26 protein-coding genes and 1 pseudogene are annotated in these 21,612 nt (G+C 45.1%); 4 read left to right on the top strand and 23 right to left on the bottom strand.

What is annotated here, in order from left to right:
* Positions 1–56: 56 nt before the first annotated feature.
* The 3 genes and pseudogenes from ABN764_RS15610 to ABN764_RS15620 form a co-directional block, all read right to left on the bottom strand.
* Positions 57–152 (bottom strand): annotated as a pseudogene (locus ABN764_RS15610) (aminoglycoside adenylyltransferase domain-containing protein); the annotation flags it as partial.
* Between the two features lie 28 nt (positions 153–180).
* Positions 181–666 (bottom strand): SF0329 family protein, encoded by a 486-nt coding sequence (locus tag ABN764_RS15615; protein WP_446672437.1) that lies wholly within the window; start codon positions 664–666, stop codon positions 181–183.
* Positions 667–1,073: 407 nt separating this feature from the next.
* Complete coding sequence (locus ABN764_RS15620; RefSeq protein ID WP_174810829.1) at positions 1,074–1,598, bottom strand: metallophosphoesterase; 525 nt, start codon at positions 1,596–1,598, stop codon at positions 1,074–1,076.
* Between the two features lie 464 nt (positions 1,599–2,062).
* On the opposite strand from ABN764_RS15620, the gene ABN764_RS15625 reads away from it, so the two are divergent.
* Together ABN764_RS15625 and ABN764_RS15630 are read left to right on the top strand one after the other, a co-directional pair.
* A complete protein-coding gene (locus tag ABN764_RS15625; protein WP_446672438.1) occupies positions 2,063–2,404 on the top strand; it encodes a DUF485 domain-containing protein in 342 nt (113 codons plus the stop codon).
* Between the two features lie 3 nt (positions 2,405–2,407).
* Positions 2,408–3,955: a solute symporter family protein gene (locus ABN764_RS15630; protein WP_446672439.1), complete on the top strand. Its 1,548-nt coding sequence runs from the start codon at positions 2,408–2,410 to the stop codon at positions 3,953–3,955.
* A 343-nt stretch (positions 3,956–4,298) separates the two neighbouring features.
* On the opposite strand, the gene ABN764_RS15635 is transcribed toward ABN764_RS15630, so the two are convergent.
* Genes ABN764_RS15635 through ABN764_RS15650 form a run of 4 tightly spaced genes read right to left on the bottom strand, consistent with a single transcriptional unit; the run spans position 4,299 to position 6,291 of the window.
* On the bottom strand, positions 4,299–4,742 hold the full coding sequence (locus ABN764_RS15635; protein WP_446672440.1) for an MFS transporter: 444 nt from the start codon (positions 4,740–4,742) through the stop codon (positions 4,299–4,301).
* Entirely contained in the window at positions 4,679–4,978 is a 300-nt protein-coding gene (locus tag ABN764_RS15640; protein WP_446672441.1) for an MFS transporter, read from the bottom strand. The genes ABN764_RS15635 and ABN764_RS15640 overlap by 64 nt, the downstream gene beginning before the upstream one ends.
* A gap of 45 nt (positions 4,979–5,023) precedes the next feature.
* Complete coding sequence (locus ABN764_RS15645; protein WP_446672442.1) at positions 5,024–5,230, bottom strand: hypothetical protein; 207 nt, start codon at positions 5,228–5,230, stop codon at positions 5,024–5,026.
* Complete coding sequence (locus ABN764_RS15650; protein WP_446672443.1) at positions 5,227–6,291, bottom strand: bifunctional transcriptional activator/DNA repair enzyme AdaA; 1,065 nt, start codon at positions 6,289–6,291, stop codon at positions 5,227–5,229. Before ABN764_RS15650 ends, ABN764_RS15645 begins: the two co-directional genes overlap by 4 nt.
* Before the next feature lie 288 nt (positions 6,292–6,579).
* Between ABN764_RS15650 and ABN764_RS15655 the strand changes: the two genes are divergently transcribed.
* The gene (locus ABN764_RS15655) at positions 6,580–7,089 is read left to right on the top strand and encodes a GrpB family protein (protein WP_446672444.1); all 510 of its coding nucleotides are present in this window, start codon (positions 6,580–6,582) and stop codon (positions 7,087–7,089) included.
* Positions 7,090–7,403: 314 nt separating this feature from the next.
* Here the strand turns inward: ABN764_RS15655 and ABN764_RS15660 are convergent, their stop codons facing one another.
* The 3 genes from ABN764_RS15660 to ABN764_RS15670 all read right to left on the bottom strand — a co-directional run bounded on the left by ABN764_RS15660 (position 7,404) and on the right by ABN764_RS15670 (position 9,275).
* Positions 7,404–8,243 carry an SDR family oxidoreductase gene (locus ABN764_RS15660; protein ID WP_446672445.1) on the bottom strand — a complete coding sequence of 280 codons (840 nt, stop codon included), beginning with the start codon at positions 8,241–8,243 and terminating at the stop codon, positions 7,404–7,406.
* Positions 8,244–8,394: 151 nt separating this feature from the next.
* Positions 8,395–8,781, bottom strand: a complete 387-nt coding sequence (locus ABN764_RS15665) for a MerR family transcriptional regulator (RefSeq protein WP_446672446.1) — start codon at positions 8,779–8,781, stop codon at positions 8,395–8,397.
* 167 nt (positions 8,782–8,948) lie between these two features.
* Positions 8,949–9,275, bottom strand: coding sequence for a DUF6506 family protein (locus ABN764_RS15670; protein ID WP_446672447.1), 327 nt, complete (start codon positions 9,273–9,275; stop codon positions 8,949–8,951).
* Positions 9,276–9,764: 489 nt separating this feature from the next.
* On the opposite strand from ABN764_RS15670, the gene ABN764_RS15675 reads away from it, so the two are divergent.
* Complete coding sequence (locus tag ABN764_RS15675; RefSeq protein ID WP_446672448.1) at positions 9,765–10,742, top strand: EndoS/ChiA family endoglycosidase; 978 nt, start codon at positions 9,765–9,767, stop codon at positions 10,740–10,742.
* Positions 10,743–10,965: 223 nt separating this feature from the next.
* Here ABN764_RS15675 and eutH read toward each other — a convergent pair whose 3' ends face one another.
* The 13 genes from eutH to ABN764_RS15740 all read right to left on the bottom strand — a co-directional run bounded on the left by eutH (position 10,966) and on the right by ABN764_RS15740 (position 21,484).
* The gene (gene eutH / locus ABN764_RS15680; protein WP_021252523.1) at positions 10,966–12,081 is read right to left on the bottom strand and encodes an ethanolamine utilization protein EutH; all 1,116 of its coding nucleotides are present in this window, start codon (positions 12,079–12,081) and stop codon (positions 10,966–10,968) included.
* Positions 12,082–12,355: 274 nt separating this feature from the next.
* Positions 12,356–12,901 carry a BMC domain-containing protein gene (locus ABN764_RS15685; RefSeq protein WP_021252524.1) on the bottom strand — a complete coding sequence of 182 codons (546 nt, stop codon included), beginning with the start codon at positions 12,899–12,901 and terminating at the stop codon, positions 12,356–12,358.
* Positions 12,894–13,169: a EutN/CcmL family microcompartment protein gene (locus ABN764_RS15690; protein WP_021257962.1), complete on the bottom strand. Its 276-nt coding sequence runs from the start codon at positions 13,167–13,169 to the stop codon at positions 12,894–12,896. Before ABN764_RS15690 ends, ABN764_RS15685 begins: the two co-directional genes overlap by 8 nt.
* 15 nt (positions 13,170–13,184) lie before the next feature.
* Complete coding sequence (locus ABN764_RS15695; protein WP_446672449.1) at positions 13,185–13,913, bottom strand: ethanolamine utilization protein; 729 nt, start codon at positions 13,911–13,913, stop codon at positions 13,185–13,187.
* A gap of 18 nt (positions 13,914–13,931) precedes the next feature.
* Positions 13,932–14,567: an ethanolamine utilization phosphate acetyltransferase EutD gene (eutD, locus tag ABN764_RS15700; protein WP_446672553.1), complete on the bottom strand. Its 636-nt coding sequence runs from the start codon at positions 14,565–14,567 to the stop codon at positions 13,932–13,934.
* A gap of 10 nt (positions 14,568–14,577) precedes the next feature.
* The gene (locus tag ABN764_RS15705; protein WP_142544427.1) at positions 14,578–15,393 is read right to left on the bottom strand and encodes a cobalamin adenosyltransferase family protein; all 816 of its coding nucleotides are present in this window, start codon (positions 15,391–15,393) and stop codon (positions 14,578–14,580) included.
* Entirely contained in the window at positions 15,384–15,521 is a 138-nt protein-coding gene (locus ABN764_RS15710) for a hypothetical protein (RefSeq protein WP_155987197.1), read from the bottom strand. The genes ABN764_RS15705 and ABN764_RS15710 overlap by 10 nt, the downstream gene beginning before the upstream one ends.
* A gap of 40 nt (positions 15,522–15,561) precedes the next feature.
* Entirely contained in the window at positions 15,562–15,852 is a 291-nt protein-coding gene (locus ABN764_RS15715) for a BMC domain-containing protein (RefSeq protein WP_005549798.1), read from the bottom strand.
* 107 nt (positions 15,853–15,959) lie between these two features.
* The gene (locus ABN764_RS15720) at positions 15,960–17,435 is read right to left on the bottom strand and encodes an acetaldehyde dehydrogenase (acetylating) (RefSeq protein ID WP_072731102.1); all 1,476 of its coding nucleotides are present in this window, start codon (positions 17,433–17,435) and stop codon (positions 15,960–15,962) included.
* A gap of 27 nt (positions 17,436–17,462) precedes the next feature.
* Complete coding sequence (locus ABN764_RS15725) at positions 17,463–18,392, bottom strand: BMC domain-containing protein (protein WP_446672450.1); 930 nt, start codon at positions 18,390–18,392, stop codon at positions 17,463–17,465.
* Between the two features lie 11 nt (positions 18,393–18,403).
* Complete coding sequence (gene eutL, locus ABN764_RS15730; protein WP_021252532.1) at positions 18,404–19,057, bottom strand: ethanolamine utilization microcompartment protein EutL; 654 nt, start codon at positions 19,055–19,057, stop codon at positions 18,404–18,406.
* Positions 19,058–19,135: 78 nt separating this feature from the next.
* Complete coding sequence (eutC, locus tag ABN764_RS15735) at positions 19,136–20,101, bottom strand: ethanolamine ammonia-lyase subunit EutC (RefSeq protein WP_044355399.1); 966 nt, start codon at positions 20,099–20,101, stop codon at positions 19,136–19,138.
* Positions 20,102–20,119: 18 nt separating this feature from the next.
* A complete protein-coding gene (locus tag ABN764_RS15740; RefSeq protein ID WP_021252534.1) occupies positions 20,120–21,484 on the bottom strand; it encodes an ethanolamine ammonia-lyase subunit EutB in 1,365 nt (454 codons plus the stop codon).
* Between the last annotated feature and the right edge of the window lie 128 nt (positions 21,485–21,612).

The raw sequence follows: 21,612 nt of genomic DNA on the forward strand, positions 1-21,612 counted from the left end.
CGGCATGGGTTTTGCTCCATTTTCTATCAATCGCACCCTTATGTTCAAGTACATTACAGGATAGTCGCATACTCTTTAGGCAACTGAGGTATAGCCCCTTCTGCGGCTATATCTTTTGATGAGATTTCACCAACAGCCACTGTCAGCCACATTCATGAAAGGGCTAAACTTACGTGTTACTCATCGGGTAACACTCTTCATTTTCCCGTTTCTTTGACACAAATCCATTCTCGCTTGGAGTATTTTCAAAGCAGCTTTATTATGTATTTTTTTTCGTAGTTTTTCAAATCTACGCTTGCCAATACGTCGATCGGCACAACGTAACATATTGATAAGTCCCCAATGATCATGTTCAAACACTTTGCTCATCAATTCGTTTTTGGGAGTTTCGATATATTCTCGAATCAGCTTGGAAATGTTCGAAATATCTGTATTATAAGGATAACCTGCAACGAATCCTGTTAGATTTCGTACCCTACCGTCATGAGTCACAAACTGTTTGGGATAATCCCAAATTATTTCCTGGTCAAGAGTGATCCAATATCGAGGCAAGTTGGTTCTTCCATATTCACTGTCCATCCGATAGACAGCACAATGAACTTGAATGTCTATTTGATCTGTCATGATCAAATAGAGTTCCTTTTGCAATTTGCTCCATCTACTCATACATTACCGTCCATTTTGAAATAAGAATCATCGATCAACGAAATAATTTTCAGCATCAACATACCCAAGTTCCAACAAAATGTGATTCCCGTTAAAATGATACTGACCGACTGATGTATCGTCCAGGTTATAATCTAATACATACTGCAACATTTCTGCCACGAAGCGAGGTTGATTAAGATTGATTACAATGTTTTCCTCGCTCCTAGTCATAATTAAACCTTCATTTAGCGGACTTCCTGCTGTAAACGTATCATGCGTCTTAAAGTTGAGTATAATTCTTTGTTTCCTATTTTCTGTACATAGAGTTAAGTTCGAATGATACATTACATCCCACTTCCCTATAAAACTCCAAAAGTAGGTCTTGTTACGAACAACTATCTTTCTCATGGTTTTTCTCAAACTTCTCACCTGTCCAAAGTCTTCAAGATCTCTTCCATACTCACAGGCGCATACAAATTCGCGTCCACGCCAACATCATAGCGGTTAATGCCTTGTTCAAGCATCTCCAGATTATACGACATATCAGAGTGAATGTGCCCATGCAGTTGAATCGAGCCATGCCTTTGTTTATGCCACTCCAGAATTGGATAATGAAACAAAATGAAATGATGATTTCCATGTTTTAATTCAAAATAATCTTTGATCCAGACGAAGTGACTTTGGTCAAACGGTTCGTCATCAACGAAGTTATCGTGATTCCCTTTGATCAAATATTTCGTTCCATTTAGCTGTGATAAATAATGATTGGCCACCATTCCGCCTTTCATTGTCACATCTCCCAAAATGTATACCTCATCTGTATAGGATACTTTTTTGTTCCATTTTTGAATTAATTTTCGGTTCATTTCTTCCACACTGCGAAAAGGGCGATGTGCATGCTTAATAATTTTGTCATGTTCAAAATGCAAGTCCGCGATAAAATAGATCATATTGTCTTCCTTTCAAAACGTTTTACCCGTTCAACACTCAATTATCCTTTAAATTAGGAACCTTTCACTTGAACCAGCAGCTTACGAGCATCCAGCTTTCTCCGTAAACCCACATGGATCGAACACTTTTTCCTCCAATACGTGGACAAAAGGCTTCTCATACAGCTTCTGCATTGCTAGATCTTTCTATTATATATCTATAGGGAATAATTTCTAGTCAGATACATATATCATTTCATACAGGTTATTCTATCTTCAAAATAAGCTATGTCCGATAAAGATACAAATAAATTTATATCTTTACAACTTTAAACGTTGTAGTATAATGTTTTCGAATTGGTTTTTCCACAAAATGTATTACGAATTTGAATAAGGTGGTGGCCACTAATAACTGCACGGAGCATTTTGTAAGCGCTTCGTTTATGTACGTTGCAGGTAGACTAATTGAATGAGAGGGATTGCTGATGGCAGGTAAAAAGTTAACAGCCAAGCACACGAGGCAGGAATTAACTCCCGAACAATACTCATCAATTGCAAAGTCAGAAAACTTCAGAAAGCTGATTCGAACCAAGAAAACCTTCATTATTCCTTTCACAATCTTCTTCCTTTGCTTCTATTTCGCCTTGCCGCTCCTTACATCTTACACAGACATCTTGAATTATTCCTTTTACGGCAGTATTACATGGGCTTGGGTATTTGCCTTCTTGCAGTTTGTGATGACCTGGGCATTTTGTATGATTTACTACAAAAAGGCATCGAAATTTGATAAAGCCTCCGACCAAATTGTTGCAGAGAAAGGGAGGTAGACTATGAATACTGCTGCATTTCTTATGTTTTTGGCCATCGTTGCAGTGACACTTATTATTACATATTGGGCATCGAAAAGGAGTAAATCTGCAAGCGAATTCTATACAGCTGGAGGCGGATTAACCGGATGGCAGAACGGGATGGCGATTGCCGGGGACTATATGTCAGCGGCTTCGTTCTTAGGAATTGCGGGATCGATTGCGCTAGCAGGATTTGATGGATTTTTCTACAGTATCGGCTTCCTTGTTGCTTACTTGGTCGTACTCTTCTTGGTCGCAGAACCTTTACGGAATTTAGGGAAATATACGTTTGCCGATATGATTGCCGCTCGCTTTAAAACGACAAAAATCCGCGGATTCGCAGCATTTAATACCATTGCCATATCGATCTTCTACATGATTGCACAGCTTGTAGGTGCAGGGGCTTTGATCAAGCTGCTTCTCGGCATTGATTTTGCAACCTCCGTCATCATCGTAGGTGTTCTTATGACAGTCTACGTCACTTTTGGTGGAATGCACGCCACGAGTTGGGTACAGATTGTCAAAGCAATTCTCCTTATGGCCGGGACGCTTCTTATCTCGATTCTCGTGCTGTACAAGTTCAACTGGAGCCTCACAGGCATGTTTGATCATGTCAAGGATGCAACGCCACTCAAAGAGAAATTCCTTAATCCCGGTGTTAAATATAAAGATGGTCTTGATACACTCTCCTTAACGATGGGATTAGTACTTGGAACCGCAGGCCTTCCCCATATTCTTGTCCGCTTCTTTACGGTAAAAAATGCGAAAATAGCTCGCAGCTCGGTTGTATACGCAACTTGGATTATCGGTATTTTCTATGTGATGACGATATTCCTAGGTTTTGGTGCTGCTGCATTTGTTGGAAATGGAGATATTACCGCTGCGGATAAAGCAGGAAACATGGCAGCTCCGCTCCTCGCAAAAGCACTGGGTGGCAATATGCTATTTGCATTTATTTCTGCTGTCGCCTTCGCGACCATTCTCGCCGTTGTAGCAGGACTTGTACTTACCGCCGCTGCAGCCTTCTCCCATGACTTCTACAATCAAATCTTAAGAAAAGGGCAAGCGACAGAGAAGCAGCAGGTCAATATGGCACGTTATGCTTCCATTGGGATATCTGTGATTTCCATTATTCTAGCCTTATTTGCACAAAATCTTAACGTTGCATTCCTCGTATCGCTAGCGTTTGCCGTTGCAGCAAGTGCAAACCTTCCTGTTATTTTATATACGATTTTCTGGAGGCGTTTTAATACGAATGGTGCGATCTGGGCCATGATGGTTGGTCTGATCGCCTCCGTGGGGCTCGTTCTCGTCAGTCCGAACGTATTTAATCCTGAGGCTGGAAAGGCGATATTCGTTGGACACGCACTGTATCCGCTCACGACTCCAGGTATTGTCTCCATTCCGCTCGGCTTCATCGCTGGTTATATCGGCACCATATTGTCGAGAAAAACAGGAAAAGCCGACAATCAAGTCGAATTCGATGAAATTCTCGTGCGCTCTAATACGGGAATCGATACCACGGTGTGATCCTTAATTAGCAAAAAGCATCCGTTCTTCGGATGCTTTTTGCTGTATCTCTTGCTCACAATGCATCATGGATACGAGACGTTGCATCATCTGCGACGCGATGCCCTATCTCGTCTTGATAGCCTGAGTACATTCGGTTACACTTCGCTCCCACCTACTTTGAATCTGATCTGATCGCTTTACATGCAATGGTGAAGATACGAACTATTTATTTTTCAATCCATTGTTAAGTGTCGGCGACAGAGAGCTACTTTACGAAATTTGATTTACTATGAGCCACTAATATATTACCGCTAGGGTCATAAAAATCGAAATCCATTACCAACTTGTACCCCTATACTCTTTAGGCCTTTAGCGGAATCAATAACAACCCCGACTCTAACGGACTGAGGTGTAATGCAGCTTGCATATACAGCGTGAGCAGAATGGTGACGGCGAAATAACCGATACAGTAGCTCATTGTGATTCCGAGTCCTATGGAGTATTCCCGATAAGCGAAAAGACCCAAATGAAACAATGGATGCTTAACCTTCTTCTCAATGAAGATGAAGATAATCCAAAGGAACAGCGCTACTGCGAACAGTCCGAACGTTTTTTCCGATATCCACCCCCAAGTTTGAGCCTCGGACAAGGCGATAAGCAGTGCGGTTAAACCTGTTCCGTACGTCAACACGCCGAGCCAGTCAGTCTTCGTTTTTTCGCTCGATTTATCATCTTTTAGAATTAGAATACCGGTGACCAAACCAACAATACCGATCGGAACGACCCGTAGAACATGGAACGCCATCCAAATTCGCCGATTAGTAGACCTCCGGCAACAGGACCAATGAGAGAGCCTGTCACCCATGCGATATTGTTAATGCCGAGTGCGACCCCAAGTTCACTAGGCGGAAATGTCCGTATCAAGATCGGAGTGGATGCCGCCATCGCCATGGCAGCACCGGTACCTTGCAGAAGGCGAGCCGCGATTAGAACTGCGCCGGAGTCTGACATACCGTAAAAAGCAGTAGCAATCGTGAACAAAGCGAACCCCCATAGAAAAATGCGTTTGGTACCGAACATATCGGATCATCGGCCAGAAGGAAGGAGGAATACTGTACTAGTAATGTAGAACGAGGTGATCGTCCACATTCCCGTTCCAATCGAAAGATGCAGTTCTTCCATGAGTGGAGGGAGACCGTTAACCACAATCGTAGCATCTAGATTCGTAATAAATGACACGAGTGTAACCACGAGTAAAATGGACCACTTGCCCGACTTCTTGATCTTCATCATCTTATGTCCTCCTCCACGCTCCCATTCTTCTCATGGTCAAGCAGCCATTGTTTCCGAGATATACCTCCTCCATAACCGCCCAAGTCGCCGTTCGAGTTGATAACACGGTGACATGGAATCACAATCGCCATCTGGTTGGCTCCATTTGCTTGGGCTACGGCACGATAAGCACTTGGCTTTCCAATCGCCGAGGCAATGTCGGCATACGAAGTAGCCTTACCCGGAGGAATTTGCCGCAATTGTTCCCACACCTTCTTCTGAAAAGGCGATCCAAGCAATTTCACTGGCGTTTTGAATTCTGTTAACTTACCTTCGAAATAATCTCTGAGTTCCCTTTCAATCGAATTGATCGGCGCTGTGCTGCCTGGAATGACCGCGGATTTTGTCTTCCTTCTCAGGCGTTCAATCTCTCGCTCCAATCCTCTGCGGTCTATAAATTCGAGTAAATATAGCGCTTGTTCATCAGCGATTGCGATCATCGGACCAAGACGCGTATCCAACCACGATGCCTTTAAAATCTGTTGATTGCCCAGCCCGGCAGGTGCTGTACCCATAATGCGCGAAAACGCATCCCTGAAGCCGCTGCCGGATTCATAACCTGCGGACAACTGCGCTTCTATGACCGTGCTGCCTGCCCGGATATGCTTCAAGGCTATTCCCATTCGCCGAGATCTCGCATATTCAACAAAAGTCATTCCGAACCTCTTCTTGAACTGGCGGCGCGCAGTTGAAGCATCCACGGATAATTTTCGGAAGTCTTCGTCCGTCCAGCGGTGTTCCGGGTTTTCTTCCACCGCGTTGACTAGTTTACGAACCAGCTCCGAGACATGGCCCGGATGGGATAGCGGACGGCAGCGCTGGCAGGGTCGGAATGATGCCAGAAGGGCTTCCTTGGCTGTCTCATAAAATTCACAATTTTCAAATTTGGGTTTTCTTGCCGGACATGTAGGTCGGCAAAACACACCGGTTGTCTTCACTCCGACATAGAAAATGCCTTCATACTCGGACTTTTTATCGATAAGCGCCTGGTAATACACGAGTTTCCTGTCGGTCGGTATCATTCTGCTCCTCCTTTTACTACGGTTTTGAATTCTTTGAAGCCATTGCGAAACACTGTTATGATTATAACGTTTCCGAAAAATAGTTCCGCCGAAAATCGAGCATTTATTTTTTCATGTTAATCCACATTAAAATATAGAAGTCAACTTAAGCGAAGCGTTGATCAAGATGCCGAGCGCTTCGGCAATTTCCAGCAACCCAGTAGCCGTCCCCCCTATTATATATCTACAGGAATAGATCGCTAGTAAGATCAACATAACGTACAGATTCGAAGGAGGAGATCAGTAACAATGAACGTAATCGTCACGAAATATAATGAAAACTGGAATCGTATGTTCGAGGATGAAGCGCAAAAAATAAAAGCGATATTCAGAGATGAGTTGATCGAAATCCATCATATCGGCAGCACTTCAGTACCCGGACTACAAGCCAAACCGATTATCGATATGATGCCAGTTGTAAAGGACATCACCAGAATCGATTCTTTTAATGAGCAAATGAAGGAACTTGGTTACGAATGCATGGGCGAGTTCGGCATGGAAGGAAGACGGTATTTCAGAAAGGGCGGAGATCATCGAACCCACCACGTGCATGCGTTCCAGATGGATAACATAGAAGATATTCAGCGCCATTTGGCAGTAAGAGATTTTTTGCGAACACACCCCGAGGTAGCATCACAATATGGCAGCTTAAAAGAAAGACTAGCGCGACAATACCCTGATGACATCGAAGCTTATATGGACGGGAAGGATTTGTTCGTGAAGAACCTTGAAAAAGAAGCAATAGATTGGCATGCTTAAACTACCATCCGTAGAGTCGAATTCGACTTGAATCCGGTTAACGTAGCGACTTGAATGCCACTCGGAGTTCTGAAATGAAAAGTTCCGGCTGTTCCCAGGCTGCAAAGTGTCCGCCCTTGTCGAGTTTATTATAATGCATAAGTTTGGGATACGCTCTCATTAAGCTCCATCCGAAGGGCAATTCCTATTCCATTTTCCAATGACTATGTTTTTTCTCATTTCACGCTAATACTCTATCTTTATATTTGAGTTACACTGGATTACACAGAAAATAGTGAAGTACTATTAACTACCGCTCCTCTTCTCTTATGGCTTTACAAATTCAATTGTACTTTTCGAATATTTAGCAAGCTGTCAAGACCAGTAGGATCTTGCTGCACTTTAAATCGCACAAAAGCGTCTGCTTGCTCGGATGTACGAATGCGCATTGGCTTCGTCTCCATGTTTACCAAATTCAGCATAACTTCAGCCACAGACTCCGGACGCTGTGGAACGGAATTCCGTTTGGAGAACGTGCTTATATACCTTTCAAAAACTGGTTTGTATTCATCTTCTTTAATACCTCCAGTTTGTTCTATATGCGAGAGTACCGTGTTATTGAAATTGGTCGCTATCGCGCCCGGTTCGAGCAGAGTAACATCGATGTTAAATGTAGGCTTGTAGTAAGTGGCTAAACTCTCTAACAAACCTTCGACTGCAAATTTGCTCGCACAATATATTTCGTTTAAGGGTTGACCGACTAATCCTCCAACACTTGTTGTTGCTATAACATGCCCGGACTCAGCTTTGCATAAGAGGGAGAGACCAGCCCGAATGGTATGCATTACCCCATAGACATTTGTATCAAAAATGCTTTTGATTTCCTCAAATGTTGCTTGCCCTAGGGGCCGTAAATAACCGAATCCTGCATTAGCAAAAAGTACATCCAAATGACCGTGATTGTTCTCGATCGTTACAAAAGCTCTTTCCAATGATTCAGGTTTCGTAACTTCCATTTCAAGAAAGTGAAGATTTGCTCGGTTTCCATGTTTCCCCTGATCACGTTGAACGTTACGTGTACCTGCATAAACCGTCCACCCATTATCAGCAAATAAATTGGCAGTAGCTAGACCAATACCTGATGAAGCACCAGTAATAGCGATAATTTTATTCATGTATAAAACCCCTTAATATTGAGTCGTTTAAGCAGTGGATCTTTTTCTCATTAAACTGACTGATCCCAGTTAGCTGACTGGTAAAAGACTTCTTCATTCATAAGTTACTCTAACTATACAAGTTGAAGTAAACTTTAAGTCAAGAGAAACATTAAATAAAAAGATCCTTTGGATTCTTCTTAAGAACCAACACATCATAAACTGTTATTTTTTTGTTTATTTTTTCAAGGTGCTCCAACGTTAAAGTTAATTTTTTTTCAACACTTTGTTTATGTTCTAACAGGATTCTTCTTCTTTCTTCTAAGGTTTTGTCACCTTCATAAACCATAGCAATGTATTCTTTTATTGTCTCCAAAGCCATTCCAGTATCTTTTAATGCAATTACTAACTGCAACCATTCTAATTCTTTTTCCTCATATACTCTTCGTCCGCTTCTATCTCGATTTATTTTGGGCAGAATACCCTCCTTTTCATAAAAACGTAATGTGGATGCTGATATTCCATACATTTTTTTCAAATCATTTATTGTGTAAAACATAAAATTTATCACCCTTCTTCGTTAAAGCTTACTTGAGCATCAGTTTAATTCATTATCATTCAAAAACATTATAAAAAGAAGAATCCAATATTCCAAATGGATTCTTCAGATTGAACATATTTTTGAGAAATTAATTATTTAGTGATTCTACATCACAATTTACTATATTAATCTATTTTCAAACCATCTGGTGCGAGTAAATCAAGCATAGGTTGGCGTGCTTCAGGTCCATATGCCACACTTCCTACTGGAACTGCATTATCTATGGCTTCACTTACTTTTGCAATCCATATAGGTCCAAATCCTCCACATAGCTCGATCATTTGTACTCCCTCTTTGACAAGTTGCTTCGCAATTGGTATTACCCGCTCTTTGTCATTAAAATCGATTCCAACAGCAATAAAAATACAATGCTGGTTTCCAGTGGTGATAGTATTTTCTTCTGGACTAAATCCTGGAGATAAATAAATATATGCCCACTTATGAAGCGCCATAAAATCATCCTCCAAACCTATCCTAGTCGTTTTATATAAAAATTATAAATACAAAAATTGTTTATTGCAAATACCATACATTTTATTAGGAGGTAATGCATTGTCTTCATGTTTATCCTTGTTTGTTACACATGTCCGCTCTTAGCGCCCCAATAATGGAGACGATAAATTTGTCATGAATATCAAAAACAGAAAAGCACCTTCAAAAGTCTGGATAATCACTTCAACATCCGTTTGATAATATTATTTTTATTACACTATTAGTCCTATTCACTTTTTTGTAATTCTGTACGATAATAGTAATGACTCAACTTTTGCAAATTCAGGAATTTACGCAAATCGAGAGTCAAAACATAATGCGTGAATACTTCTTTGGGGAGGTTTTGAATTTATGGAATGAAGGACAGCGCTGAAGACGTGATTTCCCCTTAAATGTAACCGCTTACTTTATTGTGGTAAATTATCATCTAAGAAAGGGAGTTATCTTTTATGAAAAAGACATCCATGTTGTTGCTCTTGTCAGCCGTTTTAATTTTATCTTTAGTGAGTGGCTCAATTGTTTCAGCTAATCCTTCAACTTCTTTAACAAATGAATTGACTAAAGGTCAAAAATCTCCTGTAATGATGGCATACTACAGAACATGGCGTGACGTAACCATGCCACACGATGCAAATTCAACTCTTCCAGACCCTAATGTGACAGCGATGACAGATATTCCTGAAGAAGTCGATATCGTTTCCGTCTTTCACTATGTTAACCCGGGTACAGATGAACAATTATTTTGGGACACGCTTCGTGATACATATGTGCCTACCTTGCACGAACGTCAAACCAAAGTGATACGCACGATAGATATCAGGGAGCTTTATAACGTCCCTAGTATGGGTAAAACGCCCACCTCCAAAGAATATGATGATTACGCGCAATCCTTAATTGATAAATACGTAACTCCCTACAATTTAGATGGCTTAGATATTGATATCGAAGAAACGTTAACCCAAGAAAAAGAAGCAAAAGCATTTGGTACTTTTGAAGCTCTGTCTAAACGTTTAGGGCCAGTATCGAATAGCGGCAAACTGCTTATCTATGATACAAACAAAGACAATCACAGCCTATTCAAAAAAGTAGCTCCATTTTGTGACTATTTGTTCCTTCAAGCTTATGGCAGAACCCCTAGCAGACTCGATACTACATGGGCAACTTATAAAAATACGATCTCCCCTGATCAATTTCTTCCGGGAATATCTTTTCAAGAAGAATTAGGTGCAAACTGGGGTGATGCACAGGAACCATTTGAAACAAGTAGAGCTTACAAATATGCCACTTGGCAGCCGAAAGATGGCCCTAAGGGCGGAATGTTTATCTATGCCATCGATAGAGATGGCAAAGTATACGGAGATAATACAATTACGAAAACAGACTTTAGCTGGACAAAAAGATTGATTGATGTCATGAGAAACAACTAAATATCCTTAAAGCGGGTGCATGAGCGTTCATTCATGCACCCGCTTTAGTATGCTTCACGTTCCGACACTACACTGTCCACATTTAAGGCTTCCATTTCGTAATACTCCTAACCAATATCAAAAAAAGAACCCTTCTTAGGCATTACGCCTAAAGAAGAGTTCAAAACAATTTATATCATGCCCATATACATAAAATAGAGAGATAGAGTGCCCATACCATTCATTAGATCGATTCCGGAAGCTCTTCCTTCTGCTCCGGTTCGGGTGCCAACTTTTTGGCCAAGAACATAGCGACGATAATCGCTGTAATACCACCGACAAGCTTGCCGACGATCATTGGGAATATCATTTCCTTTGCAACCCCAGCCGTAAAGCCGAGGTGATCGCCGAATACGAATGCGGCAGAAACAGCAAATGCAACGTTGATGACCTTACCGCGCACATCCATATCCTTCATCATACCGAACATTGGGATAACGTTAGCAAGCGTTGCTACCAAGCCCGCTGCAGCAATCTCGTTCATACCGAGCATTTTGCCCAGCTTCATAAGCGGCTTGTTGAATACCTTCGTAATGACGAATACCATCGCAAAAGCACCAGCCAATACAATGGAGATGTCGCCAACGATCTTAATTCCTTCTTCAATCGGTGCAAGTCCCGGAATGATTGTAATATCCGTCAATTGCTGCGTGATACCAGCCGCAAGTCCAAGCGTCGCCACAATGACGATGAACTGACCGAAGATCGTGAAGCCCTTAATCATTCCATTCGGGAATTTCCATAACCCTAACACAATCAGTACTGCGAACAGGATGATTGGAACCAGGTTGGTCAAAATCATTGAAATCGAGTAACCTGCCACCAATCCCCCGATTAAGCAACCAAGAGGAATGGTAACAATACCAGCCAATACGCCAGTTGCCAAGTACTTCTGGTCTTCCTTCTTAATAATGCCGAGTGCGACTGGAATAATGAATACGATTGTTGGGCCAAGCATGGCGCCTAGAATCGTACCCGCGAACAATCCCGCTTCCGGCGTCTGCGCCAATTCCTGAGCGAGTGAGAACCCGCCCATATCGTTGGCTAACAGCGTCGTGGCAAACATTGCTGGGTCTGCTCCGAGCGCACTGTACAGCGGTACGACCACCGGACTTAGCACCTTAGCCAATACTGGAGACAGAGAGATAATCCCCACCATGGCTAGTGTGAGCGACCCCATTGCCATAATCCCCTCATCGAACTGGTGACCCAATCCGAATTTATACCCGATGCACTTGTCGATTGCACCGAGAATCATGAAGATGACCATGCCGTATATGATGATTTCATTAATCTCCACGAACGTGCTCCTCCATTCATACCTAAGATCAAAAGCGAGCTTTTTACTCTACCTAATTTCAATCACGTTTAAAAAGATCGGTTTTCAGCACCGAGAAGGTTGCAGGAACTCGAGGCCTATGCTTTCGTAGCGAGTTTTGCGTTGCAAAACTTGTAAGGAGCAGCGCAGTGTAGGCAAAACTACATGAGCAGAGGACTTCGAGAGTGAACGCAAGATTCGATGCCGAGTTACCTTCAATTTTACTTCGTGATCAAAAGCGAACTTTTTAAACTACCTATCGGAAGTGTTGTTTGAGTTCTTCTGATGGGGAAGGTATCACGGAATAATGTATAATCCGCTTTTGATCCATGGAGGATACGAACACCTTCATCCCCTGCTCGACATCGCTCACACTGCCCGTGAATACGGCGAGGAACTTGCCGCCGATAGCCATGCCGAGATTCATTTTCTTCACGTGAATGTCACTTTGCTTTAGTGCTTCATTCAGTGCATAAATACCGGAAGACACTGTAGAAGTCTCCACAATTCCAAGCGCATCCACAGGTAGTGAAGCGTTGCTGCGTTTCAGCCCCTCTACGATTTCGGAATGAACACCGTGCAGCTCGAAATCGCTAATACGGAAATCACTTGCTTCCGCTCGGGCTGCTTCCATCGCAGCCTGAACATCAGCCGTGTCCCCACTCATCATAATAAGGAACTTACCCGGGCAGATCGGCTTCATATGATGCACGCTGACGGGAGAAGTCTTCAGCATGCGGTCAGCCGTCTCATAGCCTTTGCTTATGCTGCGCAGCTCAATCACACCGATTGCACTAGTCATGAGATACCTCGATGGAATCGACAATGCCGACAATAACCGCGTCGACTGGTACGTCTGAATTAGTGAATGAGGCACGGGCTGCGCTTCCCGTTGTCACGAGCACAGTATCACCGATGCCCGCTCCTGCATTATCTGCCGCGACGAAGTAATCACGCTGAACGGGTTCATCATGATTCGATAACGGCTTGACCACCAGGAAGGTCAGACCATTCAGCTTGTTGTCCTTGCGGGTCGCCCACAGGCTTCCCGTAACTTGTCCCACGATCATAGCTTCACCCCGCCGTTATCTTCTGTGCACCTGCATCTTCTGCATGCGCAAGTAGTCTTGCGCGAGCGGTGTAATGATGCTGTGCCGATCAATGACAATTTCTTTTCCGTTATGCAGACGATGCTTCTTCAATTCCGCTTCCGTAATAACCTTGCGATTCAGCACTAGTGCATGAGACGCTATGTCGCCTACTATGGATTCAACCCGAATATCTTCCTGTGACGCCACTGCATGTTGTCCAGCTTGCAGTTTTCCAGAGACATTGCCAATCTCTAGGCAGGCTGCAGGAAGATCCTGCTCCTTTACAAGTCGAATCCCGTAAGCACTAAGCTTTGCCGCAAACTCGTCATACATCTTGTACAAGAGTACAGGTGCCGTCGACTTGTATTTACGATACTGCAATCCTTCTTCGAGTGCGATAACCTCTCGCCCCTTAAGCAGCATCGTCAAGACAAATCGTTCGCGTGGGCCTGCACTTATGCCGTTAGCAAGGTTGGCTAACAGCTGAATGCATAGCTTAGGGATAATTAGTACATCACAATCTCTGAGCGTCTCATCATAATAACGAACATCAACATGCGAGTTCAGTACGCTCTCCAATTCCGGTACCGCTTCCATGGATAGAAGAACCGCTTGCTTTCTCGCTGTAGTCGGTTCTTTCTTGTCCTGTTGCCCTAGTCTTTTGATTACCTCTGCTGCTACGGCTTCAATGATTGCAGCTCGGTCTTGAGCTTCTATGTTCATTTTTTCACACTCCTAAACCTAGATGCTCTGCTTTACAATTATGCCCTTCGTCCCTTTTGCAAAGCCGCATGCATTTGCCTCATCATAGTCGATATGCATGTAAGTCTCATAGTTGGAGCTGACGCGTACAAGCACATCGTCAAAAATAAGCGGGCGCTTGCCAAACACTTTCACCTGTACGATCTCGCCATTTTTCACGTTGAACTTCTCAGCATCCTCAGCTTTCACATGAATATGGCGCTGTGCAGCGATGAGTCCTTTTTCCAATCGAATCATGTTACTGCCAGAAGCAATCACGATGCCCGGAGTTCCTTCCAGCTTGCCGCTTTCTTTTACAGGTACAGACACACCAAGCACAACAGAATCTGTCAGTGATACCTCAACTTGAGATTCCTTGCGCTCAGGGCCGAGCACGACTACGTTGTGCAGTGAGCCCTTCGGACCGATCAGTGTAACGCGTTCTTTACAGGCATATTGCCCAGGCTGGGACAACTCCTTCGCCTTCGTCAATTGATAGCCTTCGCCGAACAACGCATCGATCGCTTCCCGGTTCAAATGCACATGCTTGCCGGATGCTTCCACCTCGAAGCAGGCTTCATTCTGCATACGCTTCACCACTTCGTTAATAATGCTTTCTACCAGTTGGTTATCCACCATTTTCACCTCATTTATCGTAGTGTCCAACACGGATGCGGAACATGATAATCCAGAACAAGGAGGACAAACGGTTCAGCGAACGGATAATATCCTCGCGATCTGCTTCGCCATGCTCCTTCTTGAAGGCCTGATAAGCCAACAGTTCCGTCTCCCTTGTCAATGTGCGCAACGCATTTATGACAACAACCGCTTCGCCCATTTCATAGCTGGGTTGAAAATGTTCCAATCCAAAGTACTTCTTAGGAAAATGAGATTGCTCTCGAAGTTCCTTCGCTGTCATCCCAAGCAAATGAAACTCTTCAATACTCTCACTCAGTACCTCGCATCGCACGACTCGCCGTACGAATTGCAGGATTTCTTCCAAATCATCGACCAGCTTGGTCATGTTCAACTTGAAGCAGCTAATTTGCGCTTCTAATAATTTTGTTTCTAGTGAATCCAACTTCCCGCGGAAGAGGATCCGTGGATGATCCTTGAATACAAGCATATTTCCATATAAATGGGTCATATGCTCCGGCTTCGTTTCCAAAAAACCGCCATACAGCGTACGAAACCGCTTCTTGCCTTCTGTCGCAGGTTCGACATCCAGGTTTTTCGTAATCTGCAGTTTAACTTCCTTAGTCGCCGACGGTGCCTCCACCGTGGCCGTATTCGCCCCAAGTTCAGGAGCCGTCACATATCGGAGTTCGATCTGGTGATCGGTCAAGAAGCTCTTGGCCGACGGCGTTAGAATTGTACCTGCCGCCGTCTCATATACGGCAACATCCTTCAAATTCTGGTTTCGAAAATGCTTGCGGAGTTCGCTTTCCGTAATCAGAGCCATGTTCTCACATCCTTCTCGTGCGAATGCGTGTTGTTCAAATCCATCTCGTTAACGCCAATCATCTCGGCTTGAACAAGCCGATTCATCACGATAGATGAGTTGCAGGATGCCGAGCTTAACGCCAGCATCCTGCTTCATCTCTTTCAATAAAACTCGTCGGAATCCGAATTACTCTACTGTTTTTGTCTTAGGCAAGATTGCGTCCACTTCGGAATGTGGTCTTGGAATTACGTGTACGGACAACAATTCGCCAACACGTTCTGCTGCTGCTGCACCTGCATCTGTAGCTGCTTTAACTGCACCTACGTCGCCGCGAACCATTACAGTTACGAGACCTGCACCGATTTGCTCTTTGCCGATCAATGTAACGTTAGCTGCTTTTACCATTGCGTCTGCTGCTTCGATTGCGCCTACCAAACCTTTCGTTTCTACCATTCCCAATGCGTTTGCGTTTGCCATAATAAAATTCCTCCTAGTAGTCAATAAATTAGAATTAATTGTATATAAAGTGTTGAGTTACCATTGTTGTGAAACAAATAAATAGGAATCCTCATGAATCTATCAACTTACAGTTTTTCGAGAATACGAGCGACGATCATGCCGATCAGCTCTTCTTTGTCTCCTAAATTAAGGCTTGCCAATTTATCTTGCTGAGCCACAGGCTGCTCCTGCTCCATCAAATCTTCCATCTCGCGAAGTCCATAAGCGACTCTGCGGATGTTAAGTAGATTAAGCGGGCTGATGTTGTCGGATGTCGAGCTGCCGCCAACGGCACCGCATCCCAGCGTAAGCGCCGGTGCAATTGCTGTTGTTGCGCCGATACCGCCAAGTGTACCCGGTGTGTTCACAAGCAAGCGGGATACTGGCTTCTTCAATGCGAACTCGCGAATGATTTCTTCATTTTCGGAGTGAATGACCATCGTGTGGCCTGCACCCTCGCCATGCAGAATCTCGATGCAGCGCTCGCATGCCGCTTCCCAGTTGTCTTCTGTGTAGAAGGCAAGAATCGGAGCCAGCTTCTCGCGAGAGTATGGAACCTTCGGTCCAACTTGTGTCTCTTCTGCGATCAGCACGCGTGCATCTGCTGGAATGCTCAGGTTCGCCAGCTTCGCGATATGTTCCACACTGCGTCCGACGATTTGCGGGTTCATTGTGCCATTGGCGCGCATAATGAACTTGCCAAGCTGTGCTGCCTCTTCCTTGCTAAGGAAATAAGCCCCCTGCTTTTTAAATTCCGCAATTACTGCATCCTTACTGCAAGCTTCCACAACAACCGATTGTTCGGATGCACAGATTGTGCCGTTGTCGAACGTTTTGGAATCCATGATGCGCTTGACTGCAAGCGGGATGTTCGCACTCTTCTCAATGAAGGCAGGGCCGTTGCCCGGACCAACCCCGATTGCTGGCGTACCGGAGGAATAAGCGGCTTTGACCATCGCTGTTCCGCCAGTTGCAAGAATCAAGGCAACATCTTTGTGCTTCATCAATTGATCCGTTCCTTGGATCGTCGGAACCGTCATGACGCCGATGGCACCTTCCGGACAACCTGCTTGCACAGCTGCCTCGCTGATGTCCTTCACTGTTTCCAAAATGCTCTTGAGCGCGTTCGGATGTGGAGAGAACACAATGCTGTTCCCAGCTTTCAACGCGATGAGCGCCTTGTAGATAACTGTCGATGTTGGATTCGTAGACGGAATCAGACCCGCAATAACGCCGACTGGAACCGCTACCTCCATCACCTTGTGTGCCTTGTCATCCTTCAACACGCCAACTGTCTTCATGTCCTTGATCGATGCATACACGTGCTTCGAAGCAAATGAGTTCTTGATGATTTTATCCTGCCAACGGCCGAATCCAGTTTCCTCATTTGCCATCTTCGCGAGCTTCTCGCGATGCTTGTAGCCAGCATCCGCTACTGCCTTGACGATTGCGTTAATCTGCTCCTGCGTCATGACGGCAAGCTTGGCTTGTGCTTCTTTCGCTTTCTTGATCAGATCACGGACTTCTTGAATGGATCGCAGGTCTTTATCCAATGTTTCCATCAATATTCCTTCTCTCTACTCCATTTTTTACGAACTTGCTTTTTTTGTGCTTTTGCTCCGTTTCGCGGCTGGTGAAGGCACTGGCTTTACGCGTGCAGCGCCGCCATTGCCGGTTCCAGCTTGCTTCTGCTTGTCGCCAACAGTTGACGTATTCAAACCCGCAGAATTCGAAGCATGAGCGGTTTTCGTTATGCCAGCGTTTGTCTTACCTTCAACAGTACTGTTGCTAGCCTTAGCAGCAGTTGATTCTGCTTTCGCTTGCGAAACCTTCGGAGCAGCTACTTGTTCAGACTTAGTAACAGTTTCTTCCTTATCATTAGCGTCCTCAGCTGCAGGGGCTTCATCTGCTTGTATTGCGATCACGGAATCCGTGATTCCAGATATGCGTTCCTGGCCAGTTGCAGCAGCTGCATTGTTGTTTCCTTCGGTCGACTCTAGCTTGAGCGACTTCGAAACTCCATCCGAAGCATCATGCTTTTCGCCTCTGGAATTCTTCTCGTCAGCTTCGTTGATTCTCGTTGCAGCGAACTTATTTGCAACATCCTTTGCTTCTTTCGTATCTGTTACAGCTTCATGTTCAGCCGCAATCTCAGATACGAGTTCCGCCTCGTCTTGCTCATTTTGACTCGTGCTGTCGCTCTCCTGAACCTGACAGTGATTGTCGCCTTCATCATCAGGAGTATCCGGAGTCGCAACCATCGCTGCTGTCTCTTCATGCATGCGAGCAATCACATGACGAGTGACAAGTACATCCAGCTGCTTGGCCAGCTCTGCTCCCGCGTCAACGGCAGCTTGTACAGCTCCGACATCACCATCGAGCTTCACCGTTACCAATCCACCATTGATGATCTCTACACCGATGCAAGTAACGCTTGCTGCCTTCAAAGCGGCATCTGCCGCAGCGACTGCTCCGAGATATCCCCTAACTTCAACCAATCCTAATGCACTATTTCTCATCGCCCGTTACCTTAATAACTCGTCGGATTGTCTGCGACGAATTGAACAGCGTCTGCGAACGCATCGCATGCTGCCTTGCAGGCCGATTGACTTCCCGTAAGCAATGCACCACCGAAGTTCGTTTCTGAAGGTGGTCCGAAGAAAGCGGCAATTGTCACATCTGCGGCCTTTAGTGCTGCATCAAGTGCATACATTGCTTCAAGTGGAGGAGCGATTAAGTAAGCGATCGCTTCTCCTTCCTTGATGCCTGCTGTCTCGGATAAGTGCGTTCCTGTACGGGATACACAGTGAGCGAAATACGTAATGCTGTTATCTTCATTTGCACTCACGAAATGCGCTCCGCTCTCGATGAAATCCGCAACGGCGCTCATGCCGCTGCGCACTTCTTCTGGATTGGGTCCTGCCAGAATACCAATGACCTCGCCTGCCAGCTTCGTTGAAGCATTGGCCGATCCGGCATACATGCTTTTTGCATAGACAACATCTACGGCTGCTGCTTTTGTCGCTTCATCCAATGCCACGTACGTGACATCGTCAATGTCAGCAGTAATAATACCTAAGCTCTTATGGTGCGGCTTCAGCTCCAGCTTGCTTGCCATATCCAGGCTTACGTTGGAAATGAGCTTCATGCCGAGCACCGTTGCATGAATCGGTTCGTTTCTCATACGTGCCTTCCTCCTTGCGATAGCTTATAAATTGCGTGTTCAACTTGTCGTGATTATTAAACGACATTGGAATGAACGCTACAGTTTCAAATCAATACCTGATGCTTTGCGGTCAATCATCGTCTTGATCAGCTCTGCAATATGCGCGCCGGCTTCAACTGCAGGCGTACCGCCTGAGTGAATGTTGGAGATAACCGTGCGTCTCGCTTCAGGCATACCTACCGTCGGCTTATAAGCGATGTAGGCACTCATTGATTCAGCGGTAACCAATCCTGGACGTTCGCCAACGAGCAGACACACGACATCCGCTTCTGTTACATCGCCAATGACATCCATGGAAGGAACGCGGCAATGCTTAACAAACAAGATATTGCCGACTTCGTAACCATACATCTTCAGACCTTGTGTGATGGATGGAATGATATCGCGCAAATTGGCTTCAATCGCGGCGGAACTTAAGCCATCACCAACCATAATCTGAACTTTCGCCTGATTGGTCGTACGCTGTTTAATCGTCGCAATCGTTTCATCCGAGAATTGGCGTCCCAAGTCAGGGCGCGTAATATATTCATCCTTGTCCCGACATTTTGTCGCAATCGGCACAAGATTCATTTCCTTCACGAAGTCCTCAGACACGTAGGAGAACACGGCATCTTGTGCTGCAGCATGGTCAGCACGGAAGCGCAGCGACGTAATTGTCTTGTATCGTGGGCCTGCACGCCATACGCCAAGGCGTGCCGGTGTTTTTTCTTTCATTTTCAAGTAGCCTTCGCGGTCTTCTGGATCCGGTACAAGCAGCAGCTTGCGCAGATCGATATCTGTAATATCATCCAGACATTCGCCATCGTCCAGTTGCTCTTCTGCAGGCATGGTGGCTTGTACCAGCCCACCTACGGCAGACTCCGTTTTTCCCTCTTGCGGAGCAGTCACTTCCACTGCCTTCGTGACGACTTCCTTCACTGCTTCTGCAGCCGGCACCGTCTCGTTTCCTACCATTTCGTTCAATATCGACTCAATCATCGATTTTAGATCTTTTTCGTTCATGTGAGCTTCCTCCTTTCCCTACTTAAGAAACACGGATGCGTCTCCGGCTTTTTTCGTCAACTTGCCATTTTCAATGAAGCCCATCTTCTCCATCCATTGTTCGAACTCGCGGATTGGACGCAAGCCAAGCAATTCACGCAGGGTCGCGGTTTCATGATAGCCCGTTGTCTGATAGTTAAGCATGACATCATCGCCATGCGGGATGCCCATGAAGAAGTTACAACCTGCTGTAGATAAGAGCACAGCCAAGTTCTCCAAGTCATTCTGGTCAGCCTTCATATGGTTCGTGTAACAAGCATCACAACCCATGGAGACGCCTGTCAGCTTACCCATGAAGTGATCTTCCAAGCCGGCGCGAACGACTTGCTTCGCATCGTACAGATACTCAGGCCCGATGAATCCAACAACAGTATTGACTAGGAACGGATTGTATTTCTTCGCAAAACCGTAGCAACGCGCTTCCATCGTCACTTGGTCAATGCCGTGATGCGCTTCGGAAGACAACTCCGAGCCTTGCCCTGTTTCAAAGTACATGACGTCTGGCCCTGCTACTTGCCCGTGCTGCAAGACAAGCTGCTGCGCTTCCGCAATCGTGTCGGCATTGAAGCCGAATGCTTCATTCCCTTTTTGAGAGCCGGCGATCGATTGGAAGATAAGTCCTGTCGGCGCGCCGCGCTTCACCGCTTCCATTTGCGTGGTAACGTGAGCCAAAACGCAAGTTTGCGTTGGAATCTCCCACTTCTGACGGAATTCCTCGAATCGCTTCAATACACGCGTTACACTCTCAACCGAGTCGTCAACTGGATTGAGACCAAGTACGGCGTCCCCGATACCGAAGGTCAAGCCTTCCATAAGGGAAGCCATGATTCCATCCGGATCATCTGTCGGGTGATTCGGCTGCAAACGTGCGGACAACGTACCTGCACGGCCAATCGTCGTATTGGCAGTAGCCTCAATGCGAATCTTCTTCGCACCGTACATCAGGTCAAGGTTGGACATAATCTTCGCAACCGCTGCAATCATTTCGGCTGTCAACCCGCGCGATACGCGTTTAATGTCAGCTTCAGTCGTGTTCTCATTCAAGATCCACTCCCGCAGCTCTTCAACCGTCCAGTTTTGAATTTCACTGTAAATGCGCTCATTAACCCCATCTTGGATAATGCGGGTAACCTCATCTACCTCGTAAGGAACGGCTGGATTGTTGCGCAGATCAGACAGCTTAATTTGGGAGAGAACTACCTTCGCAGCTACACGCTCTTCGGACGAAGTAGCACCCAGCCCAGCCAGTGTATCCCCTGATTTTTCCTCGTTTGCTTTTGCCATAACTTCCATAAGGCTGCTGAACTGATACACGCGGCCAAACAACTTCGTTTTTAAAATCACAAAAGCTCCTCCTTCCAACTCAATATCAATTTGTCTTAATAAAAGTTCAAAAAGTTCGGATTTCAGCACCGAGAAGATTGTGAGAACTCGAAGCTTAAGCTTCCGTAGCGAGTTTTGCGTTGCAAAAC

It is taken from the genome of Paenibacillus wuxiensis, from assembly GCF_040195695.1.
Lineage (GTDB): Bacteria > Bacillota > Bacilli > Paenibacillales > Paenibacillaceae > Paenibacillus_B > Paenibacillus_B suaedae.